The following is a 15783-nucleotide window of genomic DNA, read 5'->3' on the forward strand; positions in this document are numbered from 1 at the left end:
ACCGATTCCTGTACACGACCAATGCCTAGACTCACGCGCCGAGTGGTTCTTCAAGGATGCGCAATTAACGCGTAATCTGCCATAAATTCTAGATTAAACGTTTCAGCAGGCGTATTTTTACGATATTCGCTACTGAGTGGCCACTGCCAACTGACCGCTCAGTCAGTTATTCCGAATCGCCCTTACACTGTTTATTCAAAACAATACCTAGTGCATCACCGCACTAACTAGGAGAACGGCATGCTTGAGCTCACTGTAGAGCAGATTTCCATGGGCCAGGTGGCTGTGGATAAATCTGCTGCCTTGCACCTGCTCGCTGAAAAACTGGTGGCCGATGGCCTGGTCGCCGAGGGTTACCTCAGTGGCTTGCAAGCCCGTGAAGCCCAAGGCTCGACCTTTCTCGGCCAAGGTATTGCCATCCCCCACGGCACTCCCGAAACCCGCGATCAAGTGCATTCCACTGGCGTGCGCCTGCTGCAGTTCCCTGAAGGGGTGGACTGGGGCGACGGCCAGGTCGTGTACCTGGCCATCGGCATTGCCGCCAAATCCGACGAACACCTGCGCCTGTTGCAACTGCTCACCCGCGCCCTTGGTGAAACCGACCTGGGCCAGGCGCTGCGTCGTGCCGGTTCCGCCGAAGCCTTGCTGAAACTGTTGCAGGGTGCGCCGCAGGAACTGGCGCTGGATGCACAGATGATCAGCCTGGGTGTGTCCGCCGATGATTTCGAAGAGCTGGTGTGGCGCGGTGCACGCCTGTTGCGCCAGGCCGATTGTGTAAGCAATGGTTTCGCCGCAGTGTTGCAACAAGTGGATGCGTTGCCCCTGGGTGACGGCCTGTGGTGGCTGCACAGCGAGCAGACGGTGAAACGCCCGGGCCTGGCGTTCGTCACCCCGGACAAACCCATGCGTTACCTCGGCCAGCCACTCAATGGCCTGTTCTGCCTGGCCAGCCTCGGCGAGGCGCACCAGGCGCTGTTGGAACGCCTGTGCGCCCTGCTGATCGAAGGCCGTGGCCAGGAACTGGGCCGCGCCACCAGCAGCCGCGCCGTGCTTGAAGTGCTGGGGGGTGAGTTGCCGCCAGATTGGCCAACCGCCCGTATTACGTTGGCCAACGCCCACGGCTTGCATGCGCGGCCGGCGAAGATCCTTGCCCAACTGGCCAAAAGTTTTGATGGCGACATCCGCGTGCGCATCGTCGATGGCCCGGTGGGGGCGGTGTCGGTCAAAAGCCTGAGTAAATTGCTGAGCCTGGGCGCACGCCGTGGCCAGGTGCTGGAGTTTGTGGCCGAACCGACGATTGCCGGTGATGCACTGCCAGCGTTGTTGGCAGCGGTGGAAGAAGGGTTGGGTGAAGAGGTCGAGCCGCTGCCCACCGCGAGTGCCCAACCCACGGTTGCCGATATCGAACCGGTAGTCAGCGCCCCCGTGTCCGGCAGCCAGGTCCAGGCCATCGCCGCCGCGCCGGGTATCGCTATTGGTCCGGCGCATATCCAAACCCAGCAGGTGTTCGATTACCCACTGCGCGGCGAGTCTGCCGTGATCGAGCGTCAGCGCCTGCACACCGCCTTGACCGACGTGCGTGGTGATATTCAGGGCTTGATCGAGCGCAGTAAATCCAAAGCCATCCGCGAAATTTTCATCACCCACCAGGAAATGCTCGACGACCCGGAGCTGACCGACGAAGTCGACACCCGCCTCAAGCAAGGCGAAAGCGCTGAAGCGGCGTGGATGAGCGTGATCGAAGCCGCCGCCAAACAGCAGGAGTCGTTGCAGGACGCTTTGCTCGCCGAACGCGCCGCCGACCTGCGTGACATCGGCCGCCGCGTGTTGGCGCAACTGTGTGGCGTCGAAACCGCCCAGGAACCAAGCGAACCCTACATCCTGGTGATGGACGAAGTCGGTCCTTCGGACGTTGCACGCCTGGACCCGGCGCGCGTTGCAGGCATCCTCACCGCCCGTGGCGGCGCCACGGCCCATAGCGCCATCGTCGCCCGTGCCCTGGGGATTCCCGCGCTGGTTGGCGCCGGTCCCGCAGTATTGCTACTGGCCTCGGGCACGCCGCTGTTGCTGGATGGCCAACGCGGCCGCCTGCATGTGGACCCCGACGCCGCCACCCTGCAACGCGCCACGGTTGAGCGCGACACCCGCGAGCAACGCCTGCAAGCCGCCTCGGCCCAGCGCCATGAACCGGCGCTGACCCGTGATGGCCATGCCGTGGAAGTGTTCGCCAATATCGGTGAAAGCGCCGGTGTCGCCAGCGCAGTAGAGCAGGGCGCCGAGGGCATCGGCCTGCTGCGCACCGAACTGATCTTTATGGCTCACCCCCAGGCGCCGGACGAAGCCACCCAGGAAGCCGAATACCGCCGTGTGCTCGACGGCCTCGGCGGTCGTCCGCTGGTGGTGCGCACCCTTGATGTGGGCGGCGATAAACCGCTGCCCTATTGGCCGATTGCCCAGGAGGAAAACCCCTTCCTCGGCGTGCGCGGCATCCGCTTGACCCTGCAACGCCCGCAGATCATGGAAGCGCAATTGCGTGCGCTGCTGCGCTCGGCCGACAGCCGCCCGCTGCGCATCATGTTCCCCATGGTCGGCAGCGTGGATGAATGGCGCGCCGCCCGCGACATGACCGAGCGCCTGCGCCTGGAAATCCCGGTGGCCGACCTGCAATTGGGCATCATGATCGAAGTACCCTCCGCCGCCTTGCTGGCGCCGGTGCTGGCCAAGGAAGTCGACTTCTTCAGCGTCGGTACCAACGACCTGACCCAATACACCCTGGCCATCGACCGTGGCCACCCCACCTTGTCGGCCCAGGCCGATGGCCTGCACCCGGCTGTGTTGCAACTGATCGACATCACTGTGCGTGCCGCCCATGCCCATGGCAAATGGGTGGGCGTGTGTGGCGAACTGGCAGCCGACCCGCTGGCGGTGCCGGTGCTGGTTGGCCTGGGTGTGGATGAGTTGAGCGTGTCGGCCCGCAGCATTCCCGAAGTGAAGGCGCGGGTGCGTGAATTCAGTCTGAGCGAGGCCCAGGGCCTGGCGCAAAAAGCACTGGCGGTGGGTTCACCCGCCGAGGTGCGTGCCCTTGTGGAGGCCGTGTAGATGGCAAGGATTCTGACCCTGACGCTGAACCCGGCGTTGGACCTGACAGTGCGCCTGGCGCGCCTGGAACCGGGTGAAGTCAATCGCAGTGAAAATGTGCTGACCCACGCTGCCGGCAAGGGCGTGAATGTGGCGCAGGTGTTGGCCGACCTTGGGCATCAGGTGAGCGTGGGCGGTTTTCTCGGAGCGGAGAACCCCCAGGCATTCAACGCCCTGATCGCCCGCCGTGGGTTTGGCGACGCGTTCATCCGTGTGGCGGGGGAAACCCGCAGCAATATCAAGATTGCCGAACAGGACGGCCGGGTGACCGACATCAACGCACCGGGGCCGTTTGTGGACGAGCAGGCGCAACAAAAACTGCTCAAAATGGTTGCGATTATCGGTCCTGAATTCGATGCGGTGGTCGTCGCCGGCAGTTTGCCGCGTGGCGTCAGCCCGCAGTGGTTTCAAGGCTTGCTTGAGCACTTGAAAAGCCTTGGTTTGAAAGTCGCCCTCGACACCAGCGGCGAAGCACTGCGCGCCGGTTTGCAGGCGGGCCCGTGGTTGGTCAAACCCAATACTGAAGAGCTGGCCGACGCCTTGGGCAATGCCGCCGATGCCGTCAGCCAGTTGCACCAGTTGGGCGTTGAACATGTGGTGGTGTCCGATGGCGCCGCCGGCGTGAACTGGTACCGCCCAGGCACGGCACTGCATGCCGCGCCGCCACAGGTGACGGTTGCCAGTACCGTGGGCGCGGGCGACTCATTGCTCGCCGGGATGCTCCACGGTTTGCTCAGCGGCGATACGCCGGAGCACACCCTGCGTCGTGCCACCGCGATTGCCGCGATGGCCGTGACGCAAATCGGTTTCGGCATCAGCGATGACGCGCAATTGGCGCGTCTCGAAAGCGGCGTCCACGTACGCGCGCTGACAGAACAATAAGAGGGATAGTCATGAAGTTAGCCATTGTTACTGCCTGCCCCAACGGCATGGTCACCAGTGTGCTGTGCGCCCGCTTGTTGGACGCCGCCGCGCAGCGCCAGGGCTGGAGCACCAGCGTCGAGGTGGTGGACGTACAACGCCCCGAGCGCCAACTGTCCCAGGCAGTGATCGACGACGCCGAGTGGGTGTTGCTGGTCAGCAGCACGCCGGTGGACATGCAGCGGTTTATCGGCAAGCGCGTCTTCCAGAGCACGCCGGCCCAGGCGCTGGCGGATGTGGAAGCGGTGTTGCGTCGCGGCGCCCAGGAGGCCGAGGTGTTGGTTGCCGCTGAAACGGCGGCGAAAAACGCGCCCCGTATCGTTGCGGTCACCGCCTGCCCGACCGGCGTGGCCCACACTTTTATGGCGGCCGAAGCCTTGCAGCAAACCGCCAAGCGCCTGGGCTACGACCTGCAGGTAGAGACCCAGGGCTCGGTGGGCGCACGTACGCCGTTGAGCCCTGATGCCATCGCCAATGCCGATGTGGTGCTGTTGGCGGCGGATATCGAAGTGGCCACCGAGCGCTTCGCCGGCAAGAAGATCTACCGTTGCGGCACTGGCATTGCCCTCAAGCAATCCGAGGCGACCCTCAACAAAGCCCTGTCCGAAGGCGCGGTGGAAAGCGCCGCGACCGGCGCGGTGACCAAGTCGGAAAAAACCGGCGTGTACAAACACCTGCTCACCGGGGTGTCGTTCATGCTGCCGATGGTGGTGGCGGGGGGCTTGTTGATCGCCTTGTCATTCGTGTTCGGCATCCATGCCTTCGAGCAGGAAGGCACCCTGGCCGCCGCGCTGAAAACCGTCGGCGACCGCGCCTTTATGCTGATGGTGCCGCTGCTGGCGGGTTACATCGCCTACTCGATTGCCGACCGGCCAGGCATTGCCCCGGGCATGATCGGCGGCTTGCTGGCGGGCACCCTGGGCGCCGGTTTTATCGGTGGCATCTTTGCCGGTTTCCTCGCCGGTTACTGCGTCAAGCTGATCACACGCGCGGTGAAATTGCCCCAGAGCCTGGAGGCGCTCAAGCCGATCCTGATCATCCCGTTGCTGGCCAGTTTGTTCACCGGTCTTGCGATGATCTACCTGGTGGGCCCGCCGGTGGCACGCATGCTGGTGGGGCTGACGGATTTTCTCAGCACCATGGGCACCACCAACGCGGTGCTGCTGGGCATTCTGTTGGGCGGCATGATGTGTGTGGACCTGGGGGGGCCGATCAACAAGGCGGCGTATGCGTTTTCCGTTGGCCTGCTGGCGGCCCACAGCGGTGCTCCGATGGCCGCGACCATGGCTGCCGGCATGGTGCCGCCGATTGGCATGGGCATCGCTACCTTCCTGGCGCGGCGCAAGTTTGCCCAGACTGAGCGCGAGGCGGGCAAGGCGGCGATGATCCTGGGGATGTGCTTTATCTCTGAAGGCGCCATTCCATTTGCGGCCAAAGACCCGTTGCGCGTGATCCCGGCCAGCATCGCCGGTGGCGCGTTGACCGGCGCCTTGTCGATGTACTTCGGCTGCGTGCTGGCGGCGCCCCATGGTGGGTTGTTTGTGTTGATCATTCCCAATGCAATGAACCATGCGCTGCTGTATCTGCTGGCGATTGTGGCGGGCAGTGTGGTGACAGGGTTGGTGTATGCGGTGATCAAGCGGCCGGAAGTGGTCGAACTCGCCGTGATACCGGCTCAAGCCTGACGCAGTAAAAAATGTGGGAGCGGGCTTGCTCGCGAATGCGGTGGATCAGTTACCTCAGCAGTGACTGACACACCCCATTCGCGAGCAAGCCCGCTCCCACATTTGATCTTCACGGGTCGCAAGATTAGTGTCATCTGCGCATGCTTAAGTTGCCCCTTTGATAGCCAAGAGGGCACCCCATGAGTCACTTCGATCTCGGCCGTCGCCGCGTGATGCAAGCCGTCGGCGCTGGGCTGTTATTGCCCGGCCTTGCTCCGGCGGTGATCGCGTCGGTGAAGGACCGGCCGCAACTCACCGATGGCGTGCAGTCCGGCGACCTGCTGGGCGACCGCGCCATGATCTGGAGCCGCAGCGACCGCCCAGCGCGGATGGTGGTGGAGTGGGACACCCGCAGCATGTTCAGCAACCCACGCCGTTTCATCTCGCCCCTGGCCGACAGCAGCACCGACTTCACCGCCCGTGTCGAACTCACGGGGCTGCCCGCTGATCAGGCGATTTTCTATCGAGTGTCTTTCGAAGACGCCCAGACCGGCGTGGCCAGCGAGCCCTGGTTCGGTCACCTGCGCAGCGTGCCGCAACAGCGTCGCGACATCCGTTTTGTGTGGAGCGGCGACACCGTGGGCCAAGGCTTCGGCATCAACCCGGACATCGGTGGCATGCGCATCTACGAAGCCATGCGCCTGCGTTTGCCGGACTTCTTTATCCACAGCGGCGACACTATCTATGCCGACGGCCCGGTGCCCACTCAAATGACCGTGGAGGACGGGCGCATCTGGCGCAATATCACCACCGAAGCCAAGAGCAAGGTCGCCGAAACCCTCGATGACTACCGCGGCAATTACCGCTACAACCTGATGGATGAAAACGTGCGCCGCTTCAATGCCGAGGTGCCGCAGATCTGGCAGTGGGATGACCACGAGGTAGTGAATAACTGGTCGCCCAGCAAGCAACTCGATGGCCGTTACGCCACCAAGGACATCAACACCCTGGTGGACCACGCACGCCAGGCCTGGCTGGAATATTCCCCGCTGCGCCGCCAGGCTGCCGACTGGGGTGGGCGGATTTATCGCAAACTCAGCTACGGCCCGATGCTGGATGTGTTCGTGCTGGACATGCGCAGCTACCGTGGCCCCAACGATGACAACCTGGGGGGTGAAAAACCCTTCCTCGGCCGCGAGCAACTGGACTGGCTCAAGCGTGAACTCAAAGGCTCCCGGGCCCAGTGGAAAGTCATCGCCGCCGATATGCCCATCGGCCTGGGCGTGCCCGATGGCGAGGTGAGCCCCGGCGTGCCACGCTGGGAAGCCATCGCCAACAATGACCCCGGCGCACCCCAGGGCCGGGAACTGGAGATCGCCGAACTGCTGGGCTTTTTAAGGGTGCAGAAGGTGCGCAACCATGTGTGGCTGACGGCCGATGTGCACTACTGCGCGGCGCATCACTATCATCCGGACCGGGCGGCGTTCCAGGATTTCGAGCCGTTCTGGGAGTTCGTGGCCGGGCCCTTGAATGCGGGGAGTTTTGGGCCGAACCCGTTGGACATGACCTTTGGCCCGGAGGTGGTGTTCGAGAAGGCACCCCCGGTGCAGAACACCTCGCCGTTTGCGGGGTTTCAGTTTTTCGGCGAGGTGCAGATCGATGGGCAGACGGGGGAGTTGACGGTCATCCTTCGGGATCTGGATGGCGTCTCAGTGTTCGAACAAAAGCTGCAACCGGTCTGACTTGGAATGCGATTAAAACTGTGGGAGCGGGCTTGCTCGCGAATGCGGTGTGTCAGTCACTGTATCAATTGGCTGATGTTCCGCATTCGCGAGCAAGCCCGCTCCCACATTTTGATCTTCAGTGCCTAAAGATTCTCAGTACACATCCCGACGGTAACGGCCCTGTTCAATCAAGCGTTCCACGGCTTCACTGCCCAAAATATCCACCAACGCCTGATCCACCCCAGTCGCCATCCCCTGCAAACTCCCACATACGTAAATCGCCGCGCCCTCGGCCAGCCACTTACGCAGCACGTCGGCGGATTCACGCAGGCGGTCCTGTACGTAGATCTTCTCTGCCTGGTCGCGGGAAAACGCCAGGTCCAGCAGCGCCAGGTCACCGCTGGCCAACCAGCCGTGCAGTTCGTCCTGGCAGAGGAAGTCGTGCTTGATATTGCGCTCGCCAAACAGCAGCCAGTTGCGCTGCTGGCCATCGGCAACGCGGGCCTTGAGCAAACTGCGCAGGCCAGCCAGGCCCGTGCCGTTGCCCAACAGGATCAGCGGTACCGGCGCGTCCGGCAGGTGGAAGCCGCTGTTGCGGCGCAGGCGCAGGTTGATGGCTGAGCCAAGGGCGGCGTGTTCGGTGAGCCAGCCGCTTGCCAGGCCCAGGCTGCCGTCGGGGTGACGTTCCTGGCGCACGATCAGCTCCAGCACGCCGTCGCTGACAATCGAGGCGATGGAGTATTCGCGCATGCTCAGGGGCACCAGGGCGTCCACCAGTGCCTGGGCATGCAGGCCGACCAGATGGGCGCGATGGGTGGGCAGTTGGCGGTTGGCCAACGCCTGGTCGAGGCTGTGTGCCAAGCCGTCAATCAGCACGCCGTCGCTGCCGGCCAGGCCCAGGCCCTGGAGAAAATGCTCGATCGCCCAGGGGCAGTTGCGTGGCAGCACTTCAACAAGGTCGCCGGCTTGCCAGGTCTGGGGCGAAGGCGGTGCAAGGCCCAGCAGGTACACCTCTGAGCCGCTGCTGTCGCGGTTGAGCAGGGTGCGTTGGGTGAGCGTCCAGTTTTCATACTGGGCAGTCGGCCATGCTGCCACGGGCGCGATACCGGTGAGCTGGCCCAGCTGCTGTTGCCAGTGGAGCAGGGCGGCGGTGTCGCCGCTGTCCACTTCGACTGGGGCGAACAGCGGGTTGCCGCCTTGGTTGGTCAGCCAGAAATGCAGACGCCGGGCGAAGCCGCAGAAGTGTTCGTACTGCCGGTCACCCAGGGCCAGTACCGAGTAGTTCAGGCCCTTGAGGGACAGGTCTTGGCCAAGCACGCTGCGTTCGAACCCTCGGGCGTTGTCAGGGGCTTCGCCGTCGCCGAAGGTGCTGACCACGAACAGCGCATTTTGCGATTGAGTCAGCTCGTGCTGGCTGACGCTGCTCAACGCCTGCACCTTCACCGGCAATCCGGCGGCCTGCAATTGCCCCGCCGTTTGCCATGCAAGCTGTTCGGCAAAGCCGCTCTGGCTGGCAAAGCCGATCAGCCAGGCTGGCGCATCACTGGTGTTGGCGCCGAGGCCTTTGCGTGCATCACGCACCTGGCGCTTTTTGCGCCGCCGGTCCAGGTACAGCAGCCAGCCGGTGATAAAAAACAGCGGCATCAGCAACGAACTGACGGTGAGGATAATCCGCCCGGCCAGGCCGAAATAACTGCCGGTGTGCAGGGCATAGATGCTGGTCAGAAGCTGCGACTTGAGGCTTTTGCTGGCGTACTGGTCATGGGATTTCACCTGGCCGGTGGCCGGGTCCAGGTTGATCTGGTTCAGTGCGCGTTCGTGGGGCGAATCTTTGAGCAGGTAATACACAGTGGCCGGTTGCCCGGCCACGGCTGGCATGCGGATGTTGTAGGCGCTCAAGTCGGGGCCGGCATTGCTGTAGATGCTGCTCCATATGGCGTCGTAGTTGGCCACCGGGGCCGGGCCCGTTGGCGGTGGGCCACGTTTGCGCTGGCGCTCGTTTTGCGGGGCGTCGGACAGCAGCTTGGTCACGGCCTGGCTGTACCAGTCGTAGGACCAGGTCAGGCCGGTAAGCGCCGCCAGCAGGTAGGCCAACAGGCACCAGGTGCCGAACACCGAGTGCAAATCCCAATTGAAGCTGCGGCCTTTTTTGCGCCAGTCCAGGGTCAGCCACGCACGCCAGCTCGCCACCTGGCGCGGCCAGCGCAGGTACAGGCCGGAGAGGCAGAAGAACACCAGGATCAGCGTGCAGGCGCCGGTGATGTTGCGCCCGGTTTCACCCATGGCGAGGAAGCGGTGCAATTGCAGGACAAAGCCGAACACATCCTGGCCGACGGCGTCGCCCATGTAGTCGCCGGTGTAGGGGTCAAAGTAACGCATCTGGCCACGGCGCTCGCCCGGCGGCGGGGTGAAGAACACGCGGGCAGCGTTGCCGCTTTCGCTTTCTACCCAGAGCATGGACACGGTCTTGCCTTCGGTGGCTTCGAGTTTGCGCACCAGTTCGGCAGGAGGCAGCACACCAGCTTCGCGCTTCTCGACGGTCAGTACGGTGGGGTTGAGCGCCCGCAGTATTTCATCCTGAAACGAGACCGCAGCCCCGGTGATCCCCATCAAGGCCAGGACCAGCCCGGCGGTAATGCCGAAAAACCAGTGCAACTGGAACAGGGTTTTCTTCAACACGTCTGACCGCCTCGTCTATCTGGATGTGAATGCCACGGCGCGCATTATGCCGTGGGTTATCGAGAAATATTCTGTTTAACACGCAAAAGCCCCACGCATCCGATGCGTGGGGCTTTGACGGTTTGCTTGCCGCTTTTAGAAGTGGAAGCTGGTGGACAACAATGCCGTACGACCGGCCGCCTGGTTGGCGAAGTGCGAGGCGTAGGCCTTGTCGTAGTAGGTCTTGTCGGTCAGGTTCTGCACGTTCAATTGCAGGTCCACGTTCTTGGTCAACTTGTAACTGGCCATGGCGTCGTAGCGGGTATAGGACGGCACGTACACGGTGTTGGCCGCATCGCCGTAAACCTGGTCGACGTAGAACGCGCCGCCGCCGATGGTCAGCTTGGGGGTCACGTCATAGGTGGTCCACAGGCTGAACGAGTTCTCCGGGGTGTTGGGCATCTGGTTGCCTTTATTGGAGCCGGCCGTCACAACGCCCAGGCGGGTGCCGTTTTTGCCAGGGTCAACCAGCTCGGCCTTGAGGTAGCTGTAGCCTGCAAACACTTGCCATTGTTCGGTGATCTTGCCGCTGGCCGACAGTTCCAGGCCATCGACCCGCGACTCGCCCGCAGTTTCGTAGGTGTTGGAGTCCACCAGGATGCGCGTGTTTTTCTTCTCGGTACGGAACACCGCGGCCGACAGGGACAGGCGGTTGTGGAACAGGTCCCACTTGGTGCCCAGCTCGTAGTTGACGGTTTCTTCCGGTTGCAGGTCGCTGGTGTTGATGCCGGTGGGGAGCGAGTTGCTATCCACGCCTTCACCCACCAGGCCGCCCGGTGGCGACGCCGAAGTGGCATAGGAGGTGTAGATGCTGCCGTTGTCCAGCGGCTTCCAGACCAGGCCGGCCTGCCAGTTGAAGAATTGGCTGTCGTCTTTGAGCTTGACGCGGGTTGGGGTCGTTCCGGTCCTGCCATTGGTGTTGGCTTCGGTGTCGAAGGTGTCGTAGCGCAGGCCGACGTTCAGCAGCCATTTCGGGTCCAGTTCGATGGTGTCGAACACATACGCGGCGCGGCTGGTGGCCTTGGTGTTGTTGCCCAAATAGTTGCGCGCGATGGTGCCGTTCCAGGCGTCATCCGGGTTCGGGTTGCTCAGCGAGGTGCACTGGCCACCCAGGCTGCCGGCGGCCACGGTGCAGGTCGGGTTGGTGTTCGGGCTCACGGTGTAACCGCTGACGCGGGTTTCTTCGCCGGTGAACTCAAGGCCGGTGGAGTAGCTGTGCTTGAAGCCCAGGGCCTGGAAATTGCCGAACAGATCGGTCTGGTTGGTGGTGGTCGTGGTGGTGGAGACGCGGGTGTTGGCGCGACGCCATACCGTGCCGAAACGGCTGACGTTGCGTGTGCTGTCGTCCGGCTGGGTGAGGATGTAGTCCTGGCCGGTGCTGCCATGGCGCAGGGTGTTCTTCAGCGTCATGTTGTCGTTCAGGTCGTGCTCGACGGAAATGGTGCTGATATCTGCGCGTGTCTTGCGAAAGTCACGGTTCTTGAGGCCGTAGAAGTTGTTGCTGTCGCCGCCGTCGGTGGGTTTGTCGTGAACGTGGGTGGCGGTTGCGCTGCTATTGGGGAACGCGTAGGGAATGCCCGAATCCGGCAGGTCGTCGCTTTCCATGTGGTAGTAGCTGAGGTTGACGCGGGTCGGGGTGCCCAGGCCAAAGGTCAGCGACGGGGCCACGCCCCAACGGTCGTAATTCACGGCATCGCGGCCGGCCACGTTCTGTTCGTGGCTCATCAGGTTCAGGCGGAACGCAGCGCTGTCATCCAGGAACTGGCGGTTTACGTCGAGTACATAGCGGCGAGTCTGGTCGGAACCGTAGGTGAAACCGCCGTTGGTGAAGTCCCGCGCCTGGGGCGTCTTGCTCACCAGGTTGATGCTGCCGCCGGCCGAGCCGCGACCGCCGAACGAGGAGTTGGGGCCTTTGCTGACCTCGATGGACTCAATGTCGAAGATCTCGCGGCTCTGGCCGCCGGTGTCGCGCACTCCATCCAGGTAGGTGTCGCCCTGGGCGTCAAAGCCACGGATGAACGGGCGGTCGCCCTGCGGGTTGCCGCCTTCGCCAGCGCCGAAGGTGATACCCGGCACGGTGCGCAAGGCGTCCTGCAGCGAGGTGGCGGCGGTGTCCTTGAGCACTTGTTGCGGTACCACGGTGACCGAACGCGGGGTGTCCACCAGCGGCGCGGTGTACTTCTGCGAGGAGGCTTTTTCCACCTGGTAGGAGGTGTTGTCGGTTTCCTGGCCGGTAATGCTGGTGGCGCCAAGAGAAATGCTGTTGCGCTCGCCTTTTTGTTCGGTGTCTTCAGCCGCTTGCGCCAAGTGGGCAGCAGAGCTGGCGGACAGGGCTACGCCGATGGCCGAAGCCAGCATACGTGGTGAACTGGCGGGTGTTTTTATTGAAGTGCGCGACATGACGTGTCCTCTCCCCAAGGATGTGAGGCGGCGGAATATAGGGTGAACACGACTTTCTATCAATTGCGATACATTGCTAATTGCATTGAATTTACATTCTTTACACTTTCGGCTTACGGTTTTTACGATCTCATCCGTCTCGGCGTTTTACAGGCTTGATAAGAATCAATACCATTGGCGCCTCTCTGGTTTCTGCTGGTATTGCCCCATGTTGCTGTATATTCCCGGCCTGTTCTCTCGCGAAGAAGTGCAGCGCATCCGCCAAGCCTTGGAAACCACCGATTGGGCCGACGGCAAAATCACCGCCGGGCACCAGTCGGCCAAGGCCAAACACAACCTGCAATTGCCCGAAGGCCACCCCCTGGCCAAGGAAATCGGCGCGGCAATGTTGGAGCGCTTGTGGAAAAATCCGCTGTTTATGTCGGCGGCGTTACCGAACAAGGTCTTCCCGCCGCTGTTCAACTGTTACACCGAAGGCAAGAGTTTCGACTTCCATATCGATAACGCCGTGCGCCAGGCGCGGGGCAGCTTTGAGCGGGTGCGTACCGACTTGTCATCCACGTTGTTCTTCAGCGACCCCGACGAATACGACGGCGGCGAGCTGGAGATCCAGGACACCTTCGGCCTGCAACAGGTCAAGCTGCCGGCTGGCGACATGGTGCTGTACCCCGGCTCCAGCCTGCATAAAGTCAACGCCGTGACCCGTGGCGCGCGCTACGCCTCCTTCTTCTGGACCCAAAGCCTGGTGCGTGAAGACAGCCAGCGCACCCTGCTGTTCGAGATGGACGGCGCGATCCAGCAACTGACCGCCGACATGCCCGACCACCCAGCGCTGATCCAACTCACGGGCACCTATCACAACCTGTTGCGTCGCTGGGCTGAGGTCTGACATGGGCTTTTTGCTGCGTCGCGAAGAAGTGCTCAACGTCGAACAGCTGCAAAGCATGCTCGACGACTCCCCGGTACGTGCCGCCCAGGCCATCCTGATCGCGGCGAAAGAGGGCGTGGTAGATGCCCAGGCCCTGCTCGGGCAAATCCTGCTAGAAGGCCGAGGCATTGCACGGGATGAAGCGCTGGCGCTGCGCTGGTTCCAGATCGCGGCCCAGGGTGGGCATTTGATGGCCCGCAACATGGCGGGGCGCTGCCTGGAGCATGGTTGGGGTTGTGCGGTCGATGAAGCGGCGGCGGCGCGGGAATACCGCGTGGCGGCCGAGGCGGGGTTGGATTGGGGGCAGTACAACTGCGCCAATCTGCTGGCCACTGGTCGCGGGGTTGCCGAAGACCAAGGGCAAGCGCTGGCCTTGTATCGCCAGGCCGCCGAGCAAGGCCACGCCAAGTCGATGAACCTGCTGGGGCGTTATCTGGAAGATGGCCGGTTTTGCCCGAGGGATCTGGAGGCAGCAGTGAGTTGGTATCGACGCTCAGCCGAAGGCGGGGATTTTCGCGGGCAGTTCAGCTTCGCGGCGGTGCTGGCCGACAGAGGCCAGGTCGACGAAGCGCTAGAGTGGTTAGGCAAGGCATTGGCGGGGGGGAACTTGAAGTTTTTGCGAACGGCGCACAAGGCGCTGGCAGCGGCGAGTGATCCGCAAATTCGGGCGATGGCTGACGCTTACCAGCAACGTGCCATAAGCCTTTCTTAAGGCGAAAAAAACCCATGATTCGTCATGGGTTTTTTATATGTGCAGCCGTCTTAAACGTAGAACGACTTCAACGGTGGAAAGCCATTGAACTCCACCGCGCTGTAGCTGGTGGTGTATGCACCGGTGGACAACCAGTACAAACGGTCACCAATGGCCAGGTTCAGCGGCAGGCCGTACTTGTAGTTCTCGTACATGATGTCGGCGCTGTCGCAGGTAGGACCTGCGATAACCACTTCTTCCATCTCGCCTTTCTTTTCGGTCCAGATCGGGAACTTGATGGCTTCGTCCATGGTTTCGATCAGGCCGGAGAACTTGCCCACATCCGTGTACACCCAACGCTCGACGGCGGTACGGGATTTACGTGCAACCAATACCACTTCGCTCACCAGGATACCGGCGTTGGCGATCAACGAACGGCCTGGCTCCAGGATGATTTCCGGCAGGTCGTCGCCGAAGTCTTCCTTGAGGAAGCGGATGATTTCCTCGGCGTAGGTTTCCAGGCTGTTGGTGCGGGTGATGTAGTTGGCCGGGAAGCCGCCGCCCATGTTGATCAGCTTCAGATGAATGCCGTCTTCTTCTTTCAGGCGTTCGAAGATCACTTTGACCTTGGCAATCGCAGCGTCCCACACGCTGATGTCGCGCTGTTGGGAACCCACATGGAACGAGATGCCGTACGGCACCAGGCCCAGGTCACGGGCCAGGATCAGCAGGTCCATGGCCATGTCGGTCTGGCAGCCGAATTTGCGCGACAAAGGCCAGTCAGCCGTGGTCGAGCCTTCGGTGAGGATACGCACATACACTTTCGAACCCGGCGCGGCCTTGGCAATGTTGCGCAGGTCGGCTTCGGAGTCGGTGGAGAACAGACGCACACCCTTCTCGAAGAAGTAGCGGATGTCTTTGGACTTCTTGATGGTGTTGCCGTAGCTGATACGGTCGGCGCTGACGCCACGGCTCAGTACTTTATCCAGCTCGTAGATCGAGGCGATGTCGAAGCTCGAACCTTTATCCTTGAGCAGGTCAATGATCTCGACGGCCGGGTTGGCCTTGACCGCGTAATACACCTTGGCGAATTCGAAACCGGCGCGCAGGTCATCGTAGGCCTGGCTGATCATCGCGGTATCGATCACCACGAACGGGGTTTCTTGCTTGTCGGCGAACGCCTTCATTTTGTCAAATGTGGCGCGCGCGAAATAATCTTCGACCTGGATCGACATGCTGGGAACTCCTAAGGGCAAACAAATTTGATCAATGGGTGCAAATGAACGTCCTCCGTATCCCCACTTTGGTTCGCCTACTTCCCAAGGCATGTCGCCGAAAGCAAAAAGGCCATGGGCAGTAACGCAGCCCTTGGCCTTGCTGTCTCGTCGTCAGTACTTGAGCCGGATGGATCGTTTCCAGCATGGACGTTCGGCGCGAACTTTAGGGCGTGAGGGGCTTGAGATCAACTAAAAATGTCGCGTTTTTGCACGCGTTCGTCGCGAGCACCCGTGCAGCTTCTTATGTAACCGACAGGTGTGACGGAATGATGTTCCCCGGATGGGGACAATTGGCTGGAAAAGTTGGCCCACTCGAAAGGCT

Annotated in this window: 9 protein-coding genes; 6 read left to right on the forward strand and 3 right to left on the reverse strand. The window is 62.1% G+C overall.

Features of this window, described 5'->3' with window-relative positions; translation table 11 throughout:
• Nucleotides 1–240: 240 nt before the first annotated feature.
• The 4 genes from ptsP (at nucleotide 241) to DYL59_RS00285 (ending at nucleotide 7465) form a co-directional block, all read left to right on the forward strand.
• The gene (gene ptsP, locus DYL59_RS00270; RefSeq protein WP_135287364.1) at nucleotides 241–3099 is read left to right on the forward strand and encodes a phosphoenolpyruvate--protein phosphotransferase; all 2859 of its coding nucleotides are present in this window, start codon (nucleotides 241–243) and stop codon (nucleotides 3097–3099) included.
• Nucleotides 3100–4020 carry a 1-phosphofructokinase gene (pfkB, locus tag DYL59_RS00275; protein WP_135287365.1) on the forward strand — a complete coding sequence of 307 codons (921 nt, stop codon included), beginning with the start codon at nucleotides 3100–3102 and terminating at the stop codon, nucleotides 4018–4020.
• A gap of 11 nt (nucleotides 4021–4031) precedes the next feature.
• The gene (locus DYL59_RS00280) at nucleotides 4032–5744 is read left to right on the forward strand and encodes a PTS fructose-like transporter subunit IIB (RefSeq protein ID WP_135287366.1); all 1713 of its coding nucleotides are present in this window, start codon (nucleotides 4032–4034) and stop codon (nucleotides 5742–5744) included.
• Nucleotides 5745–5923: 179 nt separating this feature from the next.
• Nucleotides 5924–7465, forward strand: a complete 1542-nt coding sequence (locus DYL59_RS00285; RefSeq protein WP_135287367.1) for an alkaline phosphatase D family protein — start codon at nucleotides 5924–5926, stop codon at nucleotides 7463–7465.
• 135 nt (nucleotides 7466–7600) lie between these two features.
• On the opposite strand, the gene DYL59_RS00290 is transcribed toward DYL59_RS00285, so the two are convergent.
• Both DYL59_RS00290 and DYL59_RS00295 read right to left on the reverse strand, forming a co-directional pair.
• The gene (locus tag DYL59_RS00290; RefSeq protein ID WP_135287368.1) at nucleotides 7601–10126 is read right to left on the reverse strand and encodes a PepSY domain-containing protein; all 2526 of its coding nucleotides are present in this window, start codon (nucleotides 10124–10126) and stop codon (nucleotides 7601–7603) included.
• A gap of 135 nt (nucleotides 10127–10261) precedes the next feature.
• Nucleotides 10262–12565 carry a TonB-dependent receptor gene (locus DYL59_RS00295; protein WP_135287369.1) on the reverse strand — a complete coding sequence of 768 codons (2304 nt, stop codon included), beginning with the start codon at nucleotides 12563–12565 and terminating at the stop codon, nucleotides 10262–10264.
• 208 nt (nucleotides 12566–12773) lie between these two features.
• On the opposite strand from DYL59_RS00295, the gene DYL59_RS00300 reads away from it, so the two are divergent.
• Together DYL59_RS00300 and DYL59_RS00305 are read left to right on the forward strand one after the other, a co-directional pair.
• Nucleotides 12774–13454, forward strand: a complete 681-nt coding sequence (locus tag DYL59_RS00300; RefSeq protein WP_135287370.1) for a Fe2+-dependent dioxygenase — start codon at nucleotides 12774–12776, stop codon at nucleotides 13452–13454.
• Nucleotide 13455: 1 nt separating this feature from the next.
• The gene (locus DYL59_RS00305) at nucleotides 13456–14205 is read left to right on the forward strand and encodes a tetratricopeptide repeat protein (protein ID WP_135287371.1); all 750 of its coding nucleotides are present in this window, start codon (nucleotides 13456–13458) and stop codon (nucleotides 14203–14205) included.
• Nucleotides 14206–14255: 50 nt separating this feature from the next.
• Here DYL59_RS00305 and DYL59_RS00310 read toward each other — a convergent pair whose 3' ends face one another.
• Nucleotides 14256–15419 (reverse strand): type III PLP-dependent enzyme, encoded by a 1164-nt coding sequence (locus DYL59_RS00310; protein ID WP_105697409.1) that lies wholly within the window; start codon nucleotides 15417–15419, stop codon nucleotides 14256–14258.
• Nucleotides 15420–15783 lie beyond the last annotated feature (364 nt).

Source organism: Pseudomonas kairouanensis (genome assembly GCF_004682055.1).
Classification (GTDB): Bacteria; Pseudomonadota; Gammaproteobacteria; order Pseudomonadales; family Pseudomonadaceae; genus Aquipseudomonas; species Aquipseudomonas kairouanensis.